The sequence below is a fragment of the Holdemanella porci genome (genome assembly GCF_009696075.1).
In the GTDB taxonomy this organism is placed as follows: Bacteria; Bacillota_I; Bacilli_A; order Erysipelotrichales; family Erysipelotrichaceae; genus Holdemanella; species Holdemanella porci.
On record NZ_VUMR01000009.1, the window covers coordinates 12,934 to 28,372 of the forward strand.

The 15,439-nt window shown below is 34.1% G+C and carries 22 protein-coding genes and 1 other annotated feature; of the genes, 3 read left to right on the plus strand and 19 right to left on the minus strand.

Annotation, left to right across the window (positions count from 1 at the left end):
* Positions 1–11: 11 nt before the first annotated feature.
* The 17 genes from FYJ55_RS02950 to FYJ55_RS03015 form a co-directional block, all read right to left on the minus strand.
* Complete coding sequence (locus FYJ55_RS02950) at positions 12–632, minus strand: metallophosphoesterase (RefSeq protein WP_154555570.1); 621 nt, start codon at positions 630–632, stop codon at positions 12–14.
* Between the two features lie 42 nt (positions 633–674).
* Positions 675–1,187 carry a DUF1307 domain-containing protein gene (locus tag FYJ55_RS02955; protein WP_195836644.1) on the minus strand — a complete coding sequence of 171 codons (513 nt, stop codon included), beginning with the start codon at positions 1,185–1,187 and terminating at the stop codon, positions 675–677.
* 29 nt (positions 1,188–1,216) lie between these two features.
* The gene (locus tag FYJ55_RS02960) at positions 1,217–2,308 is read right to left on the minus strand and encodes an aminotransferase class I/II-fold pyridoxal phosphate-dependent enzyme (RefSeq protein ID WP_154555572.1); all 1,092 of its coding nucleotides are present in this window, start codon (positions 2,306–2,308) and stop codon (positions 1,217–1,219) included.
* Positions 2,305–3,036 (minus strand): amino acid ABC transporter ATP-binding protein, encoded by a 732-nt coding sequence (locus FYJ55_RS02965; RefSeq protein ID WP_279143191.1) that lies wholly within the window; start codon positions 3,034–3,036, stop codon positions 2,305–2,307. Before FYJ55_RS02965 ends, FYJ55_RS02960 begins: the two co-directional genes overlap by 4 nt.
* A complete protein-coding gene (locus tag FYJ55_RS02970) occupies positions 3,029–3,712 on the minus strand; it encodes an amino acid ABC transporter permease (RefSeq protein WP_154555573.1) in 684 nt (227 codons plus the stop codon). The genes FYJ55_RS02965 and FYJ55_RS02970 overlap by 8 nt, the downstream gene beginning before the upstream one ends.
* Positions 3,713–3,732: 20 nt before the next feature.
* The gene (locus FYJ55_RS02975; RefSeq protein ID WP_154555574.1) at positions 3,733–4,494 is read right to left on the minus strand and encodes a transporter substrate-binding domain-containing protein; all 762 of its coding nucleotides are present in this window, start codon (positions 4,492–4,494) and stop codon (positions 3,733–3,735) included.
* 104 nt (positions 4,495–4,598) lie between these two features.
* Positions 4,599–4,805: a binding site (T-box leader), on the minus strand.
* A gap of 91 nt (positions 4,806–4,896) precedes the next feature.
* Positions 4,897–5,256, minus strand: coding sequence for an Hpt domain-containing protein (locus FYJ55_RS02980; RefSeq protein ID WP_154555575.1), 360 nt, complete (start codon positions 5,254–5,256; stop codon positions 4,897–4,899).
* Between the two features lie 127 nt (positions 5,257–5,383).
* A complete protein-coding gene (locus FYJ55_RS02985; protein ID WP_154555576.1) occupies positions 5,384–6,739 on the minus strand; it encodes a PFL family protein in 1,356 nt (451 codons plus the stop codon).
* A 12-nt stretch (positions 6,740–6,751) separates the two neighbouring features.
* Positions 6,752–7,021, minus strand: a complete 270-nt coding sequence (locus FYJ55_RS02990; protein WP_117925531.1) for an ACT domain-containing protein — start codon at positions 7,019–7,021, stop codon at positions 6,752–6,754.
* Positions 7,022–7,032: 11 nt separating this feature from the next.
* Complete coding sequence (locus FYJ55_RS02995; RefSeq protein WP_117925530.1) at positions 7,033–7,518, minus strand: hypothetical protein; 486 nt, start codon at positions 7,516–7,518, stop codon at positions 7,033–7,035.
* A 16-nt stretch (positions 7,519–7,534) separates the two neighbouring features.
* A complete protein-coding gene (locus tag FYJ55_RS03000) occupies positions 7,535–8,881 on the minus strand; it encodes an aldehyde dehydrogenase (protein ID WP_154555577.1) in 1,347 nt (448 codons plus the stop codon).
* Between the two features lie 2 nt (positions 8,882–8,883).
* Positions 8,884–9,051 carry a hypothetical protein gene (locus tag FYJ55_RS10980; RefSeq protein WP_229771055.1) on the minus strand — a complete coding sequence of 56 codons (168 nt, stop codon included), beginning with the start codon at positions 9,049–9,051 and terminating at the stop codon, positions 8,884–8,886.
* A complete protein-coding gene (locus FYJ55_RS11540; RefSeq protein WP_456152215.1) occupies positions 9,051–9,254 on the minus strand; it encodes a hypothetical protein in 204 nt (67 codons plus the stop codon). Before FYJ55_RS11540 ends, FYJ55_RS10980 begins: the two co-directional genes overlap by 1 nt.
* The gene (locus FYJ55_RS10985; protein WP_229771056.1) at positions 9,200–9,643 is read right to left on the minus strand and encodes an iron-containing alcohol dehydrogenase; all 444 of its coding nucleotides are present in this window, start codon (positions 9,641–9,643) and stop codon (positions 9,200–9,202) included. Before FYJ55_RS10985 ends, FYJ55_RS11540 begins: the two co-directional genes overlap by 55 nt.
* A gap of 146 nt (positions 9,644–9,789) precedes the next feature.
* Complete coding sequence (locus FYJ55_RS10990) at positions 9,790–10,083, minus strand: hypothetical protein (RefSeq protein ID WP_229771057.1); 294 nt, start codon at positions 10,081–10,083, stop codon at positions 9,790–9,792.
* A gap of 65 nt (positions 10,084–10,148) precedes the next feature.
* A complete protein-coding gene (locus tag FYJ55_RS03010; RefSeq protein ID WP_154555578.1) occupies positions 10,149–10,445 on the minus strand; it encodes a hypothetical protein in 297 nt (98 codons plus the stop codon).
* Positions 10,446–10,508: 63 nt separating this feature from the next.
* Entirely contained in the window at positions 10,509–11,018 is a 510-nt protein-coding gene (locus FYJ55_RS03015; RefSeq protein ID WP_154555579.1) for an Rpn family recombination-promoting nuclease/putative transposase, read from the minus strand.
* A gap of 339 nt (positions 11,019–11,357) precedes the next feature.
* On the opposite strand from FYJ55_RS03015, the gene FYJ55_RS03020 reads away from it, so the two are divergent.
* Genes FYJ55_RS03020 through FYJ55_RS03030 form a run of 3 tightly spaced genes read left to right on the plus strand, consistent with a single transcriptional unit; the run spans position 11,358 to position 13,164 of the window.
* On the plus strand, positions 11,358–11,957 hold the full coding sequence (locus tag FYJ55_RS03020; protein WP_154555580.1) for a YigZ family protein: 600 nt from the start codon (positions 11,358–11,360) through the stop codon (positions 11,955–11,957).
* Between the two features lie 47 nt (positions 11,958–12,004).
* Entirely contained in the window at positions 12,005–12,262 is a 258-nt protein-coding gene (locus FYJ55_RS03025; protein WP_154555581.1) for a hypothetical protein, read from the plus strand.
* A complete protein-coding gene (locus FYJ55_RS03030; protein ID WP_154555582.1) occupies positions 12,259–13,164 on the plus strand; it encodes a GNAT family N-acetyltransferase in 906 nt (301 codons plus the stop codon). Before FYJ55_RS03025 ends, FYJ55_RS03030 begins: the two co-directional genes overlap by 4 nt.
* A gap of 355 nt (positions 13,165–13,519) precedes the next feature.
* Here the strand turns inward: FYJ55_RS03030 and FYJ55_RS03035 are convergent, their stop codons facing one another.
* Both FYJ55_RS03035 and bsh read right to left on the minus strand, forming a co-directional pair.
* Positions 13,520–14,212, minus strand: a complete 693-nt coding sequence (locus FYJ55_RS03035; RefSeq protein WP_154555583.1) for a MupG family TIM beta-alpha barrel fold protein — start codon at positions 14,210–14,212, stop codon at positions 13,520–13,522.
* A gap of 30 nt (positions 14,213–14,242) precedes the next feature.
* Positions 14,243–15,193: a choloylglycine hydrolase gene (bsh, locus tag FYJ55_RS03040; protein ID WP_154555584.1), complete on the minus strand. Its 951-nt coding sequence runs from the start codon at positions 15,191–15,193 to the stop codon at positions 14,243–14,245.
* Between the last annotated feature and the right edge of the window lie 246 nt (positions 15,194–15,439).

Below are 15,439 nucleotides of genomic sequence, written 5' to 3' on the forward strand. Positions count from 1 at the left end.
TGTTATAACAATTATAGGGTATTTCTTCTTCGCTTGTCAATTTCAATCCATTCATCTAATGTCATTGGAACATAATCACTGTACATACAGAAACAATTGATTAACTGACAAGGCACACCCTCTAATTGGCCATCACTGATTCTTGGGTGTTTTTGTTGATGAATATACTCTTGATAAGCATCTAAAAATTGCTGATCTTGCGTCGCATGAATATGCCCATGCAACATAAATGTTTTTGGGTTTCCATCCTCATCTCTTCGATATTGTCCGTTATAGCACGCAATTGGATAATGAGATAAAACTACTTTTCGTTTATTCTCATTTAATTCCGCATAATCTTTGATCCAAACAAATCGCGAAGCATCAAAGTTTTTATCATCCAAGAAACGATCATGATTTCCACGAATCAAATAAATTTTCCCCTTTAATTCATCCAAAATCTCTGTTGTTTGACTTGCGTTCCCCCATGAAAAATCTCCCAAAACAACAACTTCATCATTCTTTCGAACTTTACTATTCCATTGATCAATCATATATTCATTCATTTGTTCAATGTCTTCGAAACCTCTTTGATCCATCTTTTCATTCAACGAACGATGAAAAAAATGTGTATCTGCAATATAATAACGCATCTTTTAACTCATCCTTTCAAATAGAAAATAGCGGAAGACCCGCTATTTTATCATACACGCAAATCCTTCTTGTTTATAAGCACTTTGCGTCTTTTTCAAACTTACATAATCCGATTGAGCTTCACCCTTATCTAATAAGCCCCTTTCAATCATCGTATCTATATTTGCTGTTTTAAAATCCATTTCCAACGTCACTTCAACCTGCTGTTCATTTAATTCAGTAGATACATGAACGCCTTCAATCGAATTATATTTATCATCCAATGAAGAATTGATCTTAAATTGTATCTGTTCAGAATTCATATCTTCTGTTATACCTAAATCTGAAAAGCTCATCGCAAACTTCTGTGTCATCTTTTGAATCTTATCCCCCTTAGCTTCAAAAGTAACTTGTTGCGAAGAATCATTCTTACAATCAATTACCTTTATTTTATTTGCCTTTTTCACTGTAACCGGCGCCTTTTCGATTGACTTACTCTTTTGATGCGTAAGATCACTCACTTTTGTACAGCCACAAAGCAATAAACATGCACACAAGAAATATTGAACTCGCATAAGCATTCCCCCTTACGCAAATCATTTTATCATGAAATCAAATGTTCATCCACAAAGTTCGAAAGTTCATTCAAGCCAGCCTTAAATAACTTACTATCTTGCGCTAAGCCTAAACGGAAATAATATTCTTTGTCAAAACAAGATCCCGGCACAAAGAAAACGCCTTTTTCTGCCAATAATAATTTCGCAAACGTCTCACTTTTTAAATCAAAATAATACTTCAAAAAACAAACCGTACCACCACTTGGTAATACACATTCAAACGAAGGATTATCTTTAAGCCATTCATGAACGATATGTTTATTTGTTGAAATAATATTTTTAGCCCTTAAAATCAATTCATCCTTATGCTTAAGGGCAATCCATCCCAATTTGTCCACTAAAGGACCTGTAGAAATCATAGAATAATCTCTTCTTACATTGATTTTATGAATCACATACTCATTAGCTTTGATCCATCCAAGACGTAATCCAGCTAGTGAGAAAATCTTACTTAAACTCGAAGTTGAAATACCATTCTTATATAAATCACTTATAGATACTTCCTCATTTAAACCACGATATACTTCATCACAAAGAATATATGTATTATAGGGTTTACACAATTCAATCAACGCATTTAAAAAACACCTTGAATATTGTGTTCCCGTTGGATTTGAAGGATTATTTAAAACAATCATTTTCGTTGATGAATTTAAAACACCTCTAAACTTTTCCACACTAACCTGCCAATCCACTTCGTCCAATTCAACCAAGTGCACTTTACAACCAATTGATTTTGGAACATCCACAAACTGCTGATACCCAGGAATCACGCTAATGACTTCATCTCCTTTTTCTAATAAAGTATTCATCACCAATTCATTTGCCTGCAAGCAACCTTGTGCTGTTGTGATATTATCAATTGTTCCATGCTCATATAAAGATAGGATTTCCTTTTTTAATTCAATATCCCCAGTGATTTGACCATAATCTAATATTAGATTTGAAAAATCAAAGTCTTCCAAGTCTAACAATTCCTGCAATGTAAGAGATTTAACACATGTATCCGTCATATTGTAGATGGCATCATTTTCATAGTCATTCATCCATTGTTCGACTTTAAAATCTGGCAATCTCATTCGTAGAATACCTTACTCAAGAAATCCTTTGCACGTTCAGACTGAGGATTTTCAAAAAACTTTTCACTCGTATTCTCTTCTACAATTTCACCTTGATCCAAGAAAACAACTCGAGTGCCTACCTTTCTTGCAAAGCTCATTTCATGTGTAACCACAACCATTGTCATACCTTGCTTACCTAGATCCTTCATTACTTCAAGCACTTCCTTGATCATTTCTGGATCTAATGCACTCGTAGGTTCATCAAATAACATAATATCTGGATTCATGCATAAGGCTCTGGCAATCGCTACACGCTGTTTTTGTCCACCAGACAAGTTATTAGGATACGCATCCTTCTTTTCTAATAATCCAACTTTATCCAAATACTCTAAAGCTGTTTTTTCAGCTTCTTCATCCGTTTTATTTAAAACTTCTACCTGCGCTAACTTACAATTTTGTAAAACCGACATATTTGGAAACAAATTAAAATGCTGGAATACAAATCCCATACGATTTCTTTGTGCACGAAATTTCTTTTCATCATCCGGATTCATCCATTCATCATCCATATAAATTTTTCCTGAATCCACATGCTCCAAGCCATGAATACAACGTAATAATGTACTTTTCCCTGAACCACTCGGACCAATCAACGAGATAATATCCCCTTTATTGACTTCTAAGCTTACATTTTTTAGGGCACGTGTTTTATTAAATTGTTTTGAAACATTCTCTACTCTAATCACTTACAGCCAACCTCTTTTCCACTTTATTTCCAATACAAGAAACGATACATGTCAAAATTAAATAGAATATTGCTGCTAACATATATGGCGACATAACATCATAATATTCAGCCCCAATGACTTGTGCTCCCTTTAAAAGTTCCACTGCACCGATACAACTAATCAAAGAACTATCTTTGATCAATGTGATAAACTCACTAATCAATGGTGGTACTACACGCTTAAATGCTTGGGGTAAAATAACAAGTTTCATTGTCTTCCAACTTGATAATCCCAATGTTTCACAAGCTTCCCATTGTCCTTTATCAACCCCATTAATGCCTGAACGCAAAAGTTCAGTCTGATAAGCGCCGGAGTTAATACTTAACGCAATCATACCAATTACGATAGGATTGATTCTTAATACATTGCCTGTAAATGCCGTATAAATCGATGGAATAACAGAGAAAATAATCAAAATCTGTAGAAGCAATGGGGTTCCACGAATGATTGTGACATACACAAACGCTATAGCTCTAGGCACCTTATGTTTACTTCTTCTGCCACTAGCTCCAAGAATTCCAAGGACTAAACCAATTAAAAGGGAAAGCGCTGCAATCGCAACCGACAACAGCGCACCCTTTGCCAAATAGAGTATATTCTCTAATGTAAATACCTGATCAATCGCAACAAACATACACTTTCCTCACTTTTCCTTTACTTTGTTTCTAATGGAGACAAATCGTATTTTTTGCATAACTTAGCATAATCATCACTCGCCAAGAATTTTTTAATACATATATTCATCTTCTCAATCATATCTGTGTTGCCTTTTTTCGCAATGATGTAGTTTTGTTCATCCATTAAAGATTCATCTAACATTTTAAACTCGTCACTCTTCACATAGTTTTTCGCTACGCCCAAGTCAACGATAGCCGCATCATATTGATTTGCACTCAATGCATTCATAATGTCTTGCACATTCTTTAATCCAGTTACTTTGGCATCCTTAACTTCTTTTGCGGCAGCCTCACCAGTAGCTCCTGTTTGAGCAACTAGAGATTTACCTTCTAAATCAGCAGTCGATGCGATATCAGAATCTTTTGGGATCACTGCAACCTGGCTTGATCCTAAATATGGATCTGACCATTCTACTTTACGTTTTGAATCATACGTAAACCCTGAAATTCCCACATCAATTTGATCACCTTGAAGCTGTGTAATGATATTATCAAAATCCATCTTCTTCATTTCTAACTTGTAAGTAACACCTTCTTCATCACTTAAATATTCTTCAAAACACTTCATCATATCTGGATCAAATCCGACGATATCTCCCTTTTTATTTTCCGATTCATAAGGAGCATAATCTGGAGAAATCCCCACAGTAATTGTTTTTACATCCTTTGATTCGCTTGAACATCCTGCCATTGTTAATGCGGTTAAAGCTACCATACCTAATTTAATAATTTTTTTCATTTTATATTCCTACCTTTCTTCATGTGTAAATCAAAAATTATTCTATATCGTCGATCACTTTCCATTCACACACACCCTTTCTAATAAAAAAAACGCCCAAATATATATTGGACGTTATATACGCGGTACCACCAAAATTCCATCTGCCTATACAGATGACACCTCATTCTTAACGCGAATTCACGATTTAGCCTCAAATCTTCGACTAAATAACTCCAAGACACGTTCCAAAAGTTTTCACAATAACTTACACCTACCGTTATCTCTCTTAAGAAAAATTACTTTTGTACTCTTCTCTTCTTCGTTTATGTAAACTATTATATCCATTTTCTGAAAACTTGCAAGTTAAAAATGAAATTATTTTACATTTGCTTACAAAAAAATAGAATCCCTTAAGAGATTCTATTCATTTTCTAAAGCAAATTCATTTAAAGCATCAATCGTTTTAGTATATTGCTCTTTGACTGCACCAAACTGTTGTAAACCTAATTCCAAGTTTCCTGCACGCAAACTCTCTGTAATTTCAAAACTAGGCTTATACAAATGATCAAAACCTAAGTTCATGCATACTCCTTTTAAAGTATGAGCGGCTCTAAAAGCCAATTCCACTTGCTTTTCATTCAAAGCCGTTTCTAATTCTTGAAAACTAGTATCATCTTTAAATTTCAAAGCGAACTTTTCAATCATTTTAGCACTTGGCAAACGCTTAATAACATCTTGATAGTTTGCTCCCATTTTTACATAACATTCTTCGATTGTCATTCCATTTTCCCTCTTTAAAATATAACTGAATATTAAATTAATATTTTAATTAAAGCTTTTTTAAATTATATATATTTTATAATCTAACCAAATAAAATGCAATATAAAAAGGAAGCTCTCTAAATGATTAGTTCTTTAATGCTTGTAATGGTGCAGGAATTCTTCCTCCACGATTGATCATGACATCATTTGAAATCTGAGAAATTGGCATGACAGGACCTGCTCCTAATAAACCACCAAAGTCTAGTTCATCACCAACATCTTTTCCAATCGCAGGAATCACACGTACGGCTGTCGTCTTTGTATTAACCATACCGATTGCAGCTTCATCCGCAATAATTCCTGAAATAACACTTGCACTTGTTTCTCCTGGAATTACGATCATGTCCAATCCAACACTACATACTGCAGTCATTGCTTCTAATTTTTCTAATTTTAATGCACCTGTTCTTGCCGCATGAATCATACCTGCATCTTCACTTACAGGAATAAAAGCACCGGATAATCCACCAACATTACTTGTTGCCATAACGCCACCTTTTTTAACAGCATCATTCAACATGGCTAAACAAGCCGTTGTTCCATAAGCACCACAAGTTTCCAATCCCATTTCCTCTAGAATATAGGCAACACTATCACCAATAGCTGGAGTTGGAGCTAAAGACAAGTCCACAATCCCAAATGGAACGCCCAATTTTTCACTCGCTACCGTTCCAACCAATTGTCCCATACGCGTAATCTTGAAGGCTGTGCGCTTAATTAGATCTGCAATCTGATCCATACGCAATGATTTATCGGCTTTACTTAATACAGCACGCACAACACCTGGTCCAGATACACCCACATTAATTACACAATCGGCTTCACCTACACCATGGAAGGCACCAGCCATAAATGGATTGTCTTCAGGCGCATTACAGAATACAACAAGTTTAGCAGCTCCTAAACAATTGTCATCCTTTGTATATTCAGCACAACGCTTCACAATACGCCCCATCTGCGCAACGGCATCCATATTGATACCTGCTTTTGTACTACCTACATTGACACTAGCACACACATGCTGCGTCTTTGCCAAGGCTTCAGGAATGGATTCAATCAATTCATTATCCCCTGCTGCATATCCTTTTTGTACTAGTGCAGAATATCCACCAATAAAATCAACCCCTAATTTTTGAGCACAACGCTCTAAAGTTAATGCGTATTCTACTGGATTTCCCCCTGAACAAGCCACTAACATCGCAATTGGAGTTACACTAATTCGTTTATTTACAACGGGAATACCATAAATCTTACTAAAATCGTTTCCAACTTTTACTAAGTCTTTGGCTAAGCGGCAAATCTTTTCTTCTACTTTTTGACATGACACTTGAATGTCTGGATCCATACAATCCAATAAACTAATACCCATTGTAATCGTACGAATATCCAAATATTCTTCGTCAATCATCTTTATTGTTTCTAAAATTTCATTTGTCTGCATAGGAATACCTCATTAAATTTTGTGCATAGAATTGAAAATATCCTGATGCATACAACGAATGACTAGATTCTTTTCTTTTCCTAAGTTTTCCATTTTTTCCGCAAATTCATTTAATGGAATACTCATTTCATCAATCGCAACCATCATAGTCATAGTAAACATAGAATCTACGATTGTTTGAGTTACATCCAATACATTTAGATTGTAGTTTGCGCATTCATTGGCAATCATAGCCAAGATTCCTACTTTGTCTTTTCCAATTACACTAATAACAGCCTTCATCATCTTTCTCCTTAAAATTTGATTTCGCATTTTTCAAAGCGTATAAGCTCATATGGTTCATATGCACTCTGGATTCCTTGCACATTCACATCATATTCACTTGGCATAAAGGATACCTCATTTTGTTGATTTAGACAATCCTTAATACTTTGGCTTTGTTCTTTTGTTAAAGTATGTGACTTCTTGAAACAAATGTCATTTGCCTTATCAACCAATACAATTTCTACATCTAGACAATCACTTTTAAACAAATGCTCTTTCCAATCACACTCTTGAACATTGAAATAAAAATCACTGGAATCAATATCGCCACCTTCAAGCACAAATACGGCAATATCGTTTGTGTAACAAAAATGAAGATCGATACCACTATTCAACATATCAATTTCCTCCTGTGTCCAATCCTCATCTTTTATTACTAACATAAAACGGTTTTCTACATAGTCCATAATGGCACCAAAATCGATGTCATACGCAAATTTTTCTTTTTTATTCATACATTCATTATAAAGATTATCTTAAAAAAAAGCGAATCAATTTCTCATTCAATTTTGTATAAGGCTGATAACGCATAGGTAAATCAATGATTCTTTTTTTATCCACAATACTCTTTGTATGACTAAACGTATCAAAACCACGCTTTCCATGGTAAGAACCCATACCACTTTCGCCAACACCACCAAAACCCATATGACTAGTAGCTAAATGAATCACAACATCATTGATGCAGCCACCACCAAAGGATACTTCACTCGTTACTTTCTTCGATACCTCTTTATTATTTGTGAAAATATATAAAGCTAGTGGACTAGGCATCGAATTGATTTTATTTATAACAACATCTAAATTTGAATATGTCAATATTGGCATAACCGGACCAAATATCTCTTCCTGCATAATAGGATCTGAAAAATCCACACGATCCATTACCGTTGGTTCAATTTGTAGATTATGATGTTTTCCACCATAGACAACCTTATCCATATCAATCAACCCTAAAATCCTCTTATAGTGCTTTTCATTAATAATATGACCATAATCATCTAAGTTCGCATATTGACGCTCAATTTCGGATATCACGAATTCGATAAATTGGTCTTTTATAGATTCATGTACCAACATATAATCTGGAGCTACACAGGTTTGTCCACAATTCAAATATTTTCCAAACACAATTCTTCGTGCAGCCAATTTAATATCTGCATCTTTATCTACGATACAAGGACTTTTTCCTCCCAATTCTAGAGTGACTGGCGTTAAATATTGACTCGCCTTATTCATCACAATTTTTCCTACACGTCTTGATCCTGTATAGAAAATATAGTCAAATTTTGAATCCAACAATTTAGAACTCACTTCACTATCTCCAAGTACACAAGCCACATATTCTGGATCGAAAGATTCTTCAATCATATCTTTGATTACTTGTGATGTGTATGGACTAAATTCACTAGGTTTTAATACCACCGTATTTCCAGCTGCAAGTGCATCAATCAAGGGGTCAATAGAAAGTAAAAATGGATAATTCCAAGGACTAATAACTAACACCTGGCCATAAGGACTCGGTTTTTCAAAACTACGCGACAAAAATTGAGACAATGGTGTATATACATTCCTTTCTTTAGCGAACTTACGAATGTGTTTTTCCATATAAGTCAATTCATTTAAAGCTAACCCAACTTCGCACATATAAGTTTCAAAATTTGATTTTCCGACATCCATTTTAATAGCTTCATTAATTCTGTCTTCGTAAGCTAAAATCGACTTTTTTAAAGTTTTTAAGGCATTTATTCTAAAATTAATATCTAAAGTTTTATGTTGCTTATAAAATTCTCTTTGTTTTAAAACGATTGGATCCATACTTAATCCTCCACTACAAAATCATACACTTTTTCTAACTCTTTTACACCCCACAAAACTGGAACTGGATATAATGGATTGACTTCATGATCTGCGTAAATAGCCAATTCGTGTATATCCGATTTCTTTAATTCACTAAATGTAGATGAGATGCCAAAATACTTTTTCATTAAAGTGATTTGTTCAATAAAACGCTCAGATCCAACCTTATAGGAATCATTCGCATTACAGATGCCACAATACAGGCCATTTCATAGAGTTTCTTATACACACTTTCTCCATATTGTTTCAATACAACATCAAGTAATGTTGCGTTAGTTAGTCCATGCGCAATATTATATTTTTCACCCAATGAATGAGCAATCGCCTGCACATATCTACATAGGATACTGTAAAGGCATGTCCAGCATAGAAGGCAGCATCAAACATATTACTTCTAGCTTCTAAATCATTTCCGTCTTCATACACCTTATATATATTCTCAAAAATTAGTTTTGTAACCTTTAATGCATATGCACGCGTCTTCTTTGTGGTCGAATTACCAATATAAGCCTCAATCGCATGGCTTAAAGCATCCATACCAGTACATGCCGTAATAAATGGAGGCAAGGATAAAGTGGGTTTTGGATCTAAAACGGCATAATCAGGAATCAAATTAAAATCATTGATCGTATATTTATGACGTGTTTTTGAATCTACAATGACAGCCGCAAGAGTTGTTTCACTTCCTGTTCCAACTGTGGTAGGTACACAAATCAACAATGGTAGTTTCTTCCATATCTTTAAAATTCCTCCATCTTTGATAGTGGTTTCTTAGGACGAGCAAGTCTAGCACCAATGGCCTTAGCACAATCCATGCTAGATTCTCCCCCAAAACCAATTAAAGTCTGACAATTAGAAGATAAATATTAGTTTTTTGCTTCTTCTACATTATCACTTGTAGGAGTTACGACTGTCTTATCATAAATTACATATGAAATAGAATGATGATCCAAGTGTTCACACATACGATTTAATATTGCTAATTGATGCACAGTAAAATCAGTAATCACCATCACTTTAGATATATGATTATCCATGCAAATATGAGAAATTAAAGATGTACTCTTTAATGTTTCAGGAGTTCGATAAAGTAAAATAGGAATCACTAGTTTAAAACAATTCTGAAAAATTCGACAATATATTTTCTTGAATGTATTCATAAAGCACCTCCGTTTAGTTAACTTTATCAACTACAAAAAATATGGACACGTTCATGTCCATACCTTTATGCTTTCATCAATAGCTTTCGGATTGATTCTTCACTTACTGAGAAGATCGATGCGATACTTGAAATACTGAATCCTTTGTCTACCATTGTTCTATACATTTCTTTACGATTATTCTCGCTGCCTTGTTCGATACCCTGTTCAATGCCTTTTTTTATTCCTTCAGCTTCCCATTCCTTTGACTTTACTTCCAGCCATCTCTTTTCAGCTTCACACATTTCAATTTCCTCCTTTTCCTCTAATTCTTCTAAATCCAACCATTCTACATCCGTTAATGTCTTGACGACTTTTAACACACTGCTTTTCACAAGTCCAAAATGATTACTCGTTCCTTCATAAATAGACTGATCATAAATACTTCAACATATGTAGAATAGATTATACACGTCTTCTTCATTAAAATTATATGAAGTATTTCCTGTGATTTCAATCAGATTCATTTTGTAGTCATGGAAATAGGATTCAAATCTTTCATCCACCTCGACTAGCTCAGAAAGCTGTCTTGCTGCATTCCAAGGCCTTTCGCCTGTATAGAATACTAGAATGTGCACCATTGGTAGTTTTTCTTTCGACTTATTCTTCTTTGACTTCTTTAACATTCGCTCATACGCTACATATTCATATACGGCCGCTCTTACAACCATGGACATATCCACATAACTTTGATTCTCAATAATGAATGCACTATAAAGATTTCCATCATTGTACTTACGAATCACATCCACATGCTTTTCTAGATCCATATTCGAATCATTCATCTTTGAATCGAGTTCCATACAGTTTTCAGGTTTAAGAACTCTTTCTCCATCAAAGAAGTACGCATTAAAGAAGTCGACAAAATAGGCATTGTTTTCTAAAAACTCCTCCATAATTTTGTCTTTTGATTTATTCTTGTGATTTCATCACCCCTATCTTATATACGAAATACATTGAGGCTTTTCCAAAAAAGACGCACATTTTGATAATTTCACATAATTCATTTTGATTTCACAAGATTTACCAAAGTTATACTAAAATTATGACAACATGGAATGTTATTCTATAAGTGCCTTAAAGATAAGGCAATGAATATAGAAAATAAACCAATATTCATATCTCTCTCCCAAAAATAATAATAAACAAAAGAAACCATTCTAGGCGCCAACACTAGAATGGTTTCTTTTCTACTAAACTTGTAGAATATAGCTATTCTTTGCTACAATACAACTATGCCAAGAATTCAAAATGATTGTATAAATACAATAGAAATTAAGAAAAGTAAATTTATTACCTACCTTCATAGAACACAGGATGAACAAGAGGCAAAAGACTTTTTAAAAGCTATAAAAAAAGAACATCCCAATGCCAATCATCATTGTACAGCTATGATAATAGGAAACATTATGCGATCTAACGACGATGGAGAACCAAGTCAGACAGCAGGTCACCCTATGTTAGATGTGTTGATGCATAATGATATGCAAGATATTCTAGCCATTGTAGTACGCTATTTTGGAGGAATCAAGCTTGGAACTGGAGGACTTGTAAGAGCCTATAGTTCGAGTATTTCCCAAGCTTTACAAGTGGCAACACTGACAACTGTAACTACACTTAAAGAATTTCAAATTCATTTTTCTTATGATCTCATCGGAAAAATTGACCATTACTTTAGAACACAAAACATTGAAGTTATTGAACAACAATATGAAGAAGATGTTGTCTATCATTTCCTTGTTCTAGAAGATATTTCTAAAGATTTAATGGAACTCACAAATGGAAAAATAAAAATTCAATACATACAAGACATTGAAACCGAATGCGTTATTTAATCCGCATACTATGAATATGATATACTTTAGAAAAGCGAGGTGCCTTTATGGATAGTATTCTTACTCTTATTGCCTTTTTTGTGATTATCTTTATATTTGGAACCCTAGCAAGCTGGCTACTTCCATTTATTTTACCAATCATCATTTTCTTCTGGATTATTTCCCTATTTACAGGAAGAAGGCATGTACACGTTCACACTTATCGCAGTACACAAAGCCAAAATGAACAACCAAAATCAACTCCAAAACATGGAGCTATTGATGTTGAATATACGGAACACGAAGAAGATGGAGATAACCAATGATTTGTCACAATAGTGTTGGATATGATGCACAAATCAAAGACTTGTTGATTAAATCCGCATTTAATATGGATAAAAAAGAAATCGATGCCTGGATAAAATATCAATATGATCCACAACACATGTTCTGTTTCTGGCAAGACGATAAGATTACTTCTTGTCTTCAAGTCACAAAAAGAACTATGATGTTTTTAGATCGACAAATGCGCGTATCTGTAATTGGTATGGCTGCAACTTTACCAGATTATAGACAAAGAAAACAATTTTCTAACTTATTAGATGCTGCCATTTCGCAAGCTACCTATAACGATTTATTAACCATAACATATACAAACATGCCTAAATTATTTGAGGCAAAAAGCTTTCAACACATTTCAAACACAAAAGAATATTGGATTGGAGCTCCATTATGCAGAAGTGGTAATCCTTATCATGTAAAACAAAAAGCAGAGAACTTATACACATTATATTTCCAATTCATGCAGTATTTTGATGGCAGTATTCTATTAAGTGAAGATGAATTCAACAACCTTATTCAATTTCATAAAAGCTTAAAAAAATCCATTGTCACAATGGTTAATGAAGATAAACAACCGAAAGGATTTGCGATATATTCCACAAAAGACAATCAGGCTCATGTAGAAGTTTTAGTTTACTTTGACTCACAAGCCATTCAAGATCTTCTAAGTTATTTATCTATCAACAATGAAGTAACATCCATTCTAATCAGTGAAAGCGAAAGATTTGATAAATTATTCCCGCTTCATTTTCCTAGAACCGATAAAAAATTAATGGTCAGACTCAACAATTATAAATTATTCGATAAATTCTCTAACACAAACGTTAGAAACGCAAAAACAGCTTATGAACTATTAGAAAAGCCTACATGGAACCATTTCCAGTAGGCTTTTTATTATGAAACGCAAAAAAGGAGGCATCGCTAAAAACCTCCCTTTCTGCTAAGAATAATGGATTTAGATACTTTCAACAAGCATCCTCCATTATCTTAACACGTTTTAAATGAAATGAAACAAATTATTTTTGTTTTGCCAAAGCCTCCAACATATTTCGAGCCACACTGTACTCATAATAAGGACCTCTTCCAAAGCTGTGCATGGCGCATACGAATATTCAAACATCGACAAGATCTATAAATCATTGCCACCATCCCCGTAATTCCAATGATAAAAACGTAAAAACAACTTATGAATTATCATAAAAGTCTACGCAGAATATTTCCAGTAGGCTCTATTTACTAATTCATGAAACAAAACTTCTGCCAGCTTTTACTCCATTCAATAAAATATGATCGTCTTCTGGAATCCAATGGTGATCTTCAACAGTTGGAAGTCCATCATGTACTGGCCATGATCCATGTGTATTGTCTTCATTACTAGAAATAAAGACAGCACTAGGAATACCCAAAGTTGCCAATTCTTTATTGATGGAGCGAATACTTTCTAAGTCGGATGCCGTATAGCGTTCTGGATAGAAATTGTGGCAAGTTGAGAAATTCTTTGGATTTGCCCCATTTTCTAAAGCCATACGAATAGCTTGAATCATACAACTTGATAATTCGATTGTAATGTTATAAGGGTTGTTGATTAAAGTCACATCTCTTTGATCAAAATATGGTAGGTCCATACGAATGATATTTATTTCCATTTCTTTAAAGATGGAGATATCACTTTCGCTAGCACCCATTTTCTTAAAGAATGCGGTGTTACAGTCACCAGATACCTTCACTCCATGTTTATGTGCTAAATCACAAAAGTTTTTAAAATAATCAAACACTTCTTCTTTTGTGCCCGGAACACTAAACATACTTGTAAAGATTTTTGTGAAGCCATAATGGCTTGCCATTGTTAGATAGCCTTCAATTTCCTTCATGGTTTCTTGTTCCGAATATAAAGAAACTCCTAAAATTGGTTTTTTTAACTGGTTTTGTTTCACCTAAAAATCCCATTATTTTCTCCTTTTAAACTAATTTTGCATGTGAACCATTTCTTCTTCAATCGTTGGATAAGAAATAAGTGTTTCACCATCTAAATCCTCATTAAACATATTCACACCACTGATCTGACGATTATTGTATGTCGTATAATAGTAAATTCCATTTCTTAAGTCGCAACAAGACGTATAAATTGTATATTCATACTTTCCTGGTTCCACTTCACAAAGACCTTTTTGTTGTTCCACACTACCAATAATGTGGAAATATTGGCTTAAATCATTCTTATCACTCGTCGCATTGGCTCTTGTATAGGCAACACGCACAAATCTTGATCCACTCGATAAATCACCCGGAAGTCCCATAGCTCCAAAACCACGTGAATAAGCAGTTAAATCCAATCCAAAGTTATTTTCAGGCTGTTTGTTTGATAAATACATATAGTCATTCAAACGGAACAACTGCATAGGTAATGGCGGATTGTTTGTCAAAACATGCGTAGGATTATCATATACATGCATACCATCTTCCATACACTCCACGACAATGCTTTCATTTTCATCACTGATCATATAGTGTAATTCAGCTACTGGGAAGTGTTCATTAAATGGTGTGGCACAAACATTTGTATTTTCTAATACGACTCTTGCCTCTTTGACACTTGCACATTGCGATAAGATCCAAGAAATAAATTCAAAGGCAGCCACATTGTTTTTACCTTCTTTTGCTTCATAAAACTTTGCATTCCCAACAAAGTTTAATCCAGCCATTCCCAAGCCTTTCTCATTCATGGCATCATAATATAATGGATACTCTTCAAATACATGGGCCATTCCAATCAGAGCATAATGACTTTCATGTTTATCTAAATGTCTAAAATGAAAATCATAATTGCGTGGCGTAACAGCTACTCGTTCTCCATATGAAAATTCATAATCTAAATTCCTTCCAAAAAACTGATTAAAGCTTAATGCGGTACACATTAAAATCATCTCCTTCTACTTAATAGCTTAACACAAACCACAAAAAGATTACACACATAATAATGTACAAATCAAAATATGTGTTCATTGCGTGACATTCAAAAAAACTATATATTTTAAGTGTCATAAGAAATGCCTTATCTTATGATTAACCCTTTGGAAAATTATTCAACCCTATAAACTCAAGATACATTTTTATCTTAATAATTTTCCTCTCCCTAAAGCAATGTCAAGCCCGGACATTGC

What these genes read in the sequence shown, in the direction of transcription:
- bsh (WP_154555584.1), bottom strand. Translation starts at nt 15,193, where the DNA reads ATGTGTACCGCATTAAGCTTTAATCAGTTTTTTGGAAGGAATTTAGAT.
- FYJ55_RS02975 (WP_154555574.1), bottom strand. Translation starts at nt 4,494, where the DNA reads ATGAAAAAAATTATTAAATTAGGTATGGTAGCTTTAACCGCATTAACA.
- FYJ55_RS03030 (WP_154555582.1), top strand. Translation starts at nt 12,259, where the DNA reads ATGATTTGTCACAATAGTGTTGGATATGATGCACAAATCAAAGACTTG.
- FYJ55_RS03015 (WP_154555579.1), bottom strand. Translation starts at nt 11,018, where the DNA reads ATGGAGGAGTTTTTAGAAAACAATGCCTATTTTGTCGACTTCTTTAAT.
- FYJ55_RS10980 (WP_229771055.1), bottom strand. Translation starts at nt 9,051, where the DNA reads ATGAAAAAGTATTTTGGCATCTCATCTACATTTAGTGAATTAAAGAAA.
- FYJ55_RS02970 (WP_154555573.1), bottom strand. Translation starts at nt 3,712, where the DNA reads ATGTTTGTTGCGATTGATCAGGTATTTACATTAGAGAATATACTCTAT.
- FYJ55_RS03025 (WP_154555581.1), top strand. Translation starts at nt 12,005, where the DNA reads ATGGATAGTATTCTTACTCTTATTGCCTTTTTTGTGATTATCTTTATA.
- FYJ55_RS02955 (WP_195836644.1), bottom strand. Translation starts at nt 1,187, where the DNA reads ATGCGAGTTCAATATTTCTTGTGTGCATGTTTATTGCTTTGTGGCTGT.
- FYJ55_RS10990 (WP_229771057.1), bottom strand. Translation starts at nt 10,083, where the DNA reads ATGAATACATTCAAGAAAATATATTGTCGAATTTTTCAGAATTGTTTT.
- FYJ55_RS02985 (WP_154555576.1), bottom strand. Translation starts at nt 6,739, where the DNA reads ATGCAGACAAATGAAATTTTAGAAACAATAAAGATGATTGACGAAGAA.
- FYJ55_RS02960 (WP_154555572.1), bottom strand. Translation starts at nt 2,308, where the DNA reads ATGAGATTGCCAGATTTTAAAGTCGAACAATGGATGAATGACTATGAA.
- FYJ55_RS02980 (WP_154555575.1), bottom strand. Translation starts at nt 5,256, where the DNA reads ATGACAATCGAAGAATGTTATGTAAAAATGGGAGCAAACTATCAAGAT.
- FYJ55_RS03000 (WP_154555577.1), bottom strand. Translation starts at nt 8,881, where the DNA reads ATGGATCCAATCGTTTTAAAACAAAGAGAATTTTATAAGCAACATAAA.
- FYJ55_RS02990 (WP_117925531.1), bottom strand. Translation starts at nt 7,021, where the DNA reads ATGAAGGCTGTTATTAGTGTAATTGGAAAAGACAAAGTAGGAATCTTG.
- FYJ55_RS03020 (WP_154555580.1), top strand. Translation starts at nt 11,358, where the DNA reads ATGCCAAGAATTCAAAATGATTGTATAAATACAATAGAAATTAAGAAA.
- FYJ55_RS02950 (WP_154555570.1), bottom strand. Translation starts at nt 632, where the DNA reads ATGCGTTATTATATTGCAGATACACATTTTTTTCATCGTTCGTTGAAT.
- FYJ55_RS02995 (WP_117925530.1), bottom strand. Translation starts at nt 7,518, where the DNA reads ATGAATAAAAAAGAAAAATTTGCGTATGACATCGATTTTGGTGCCATT.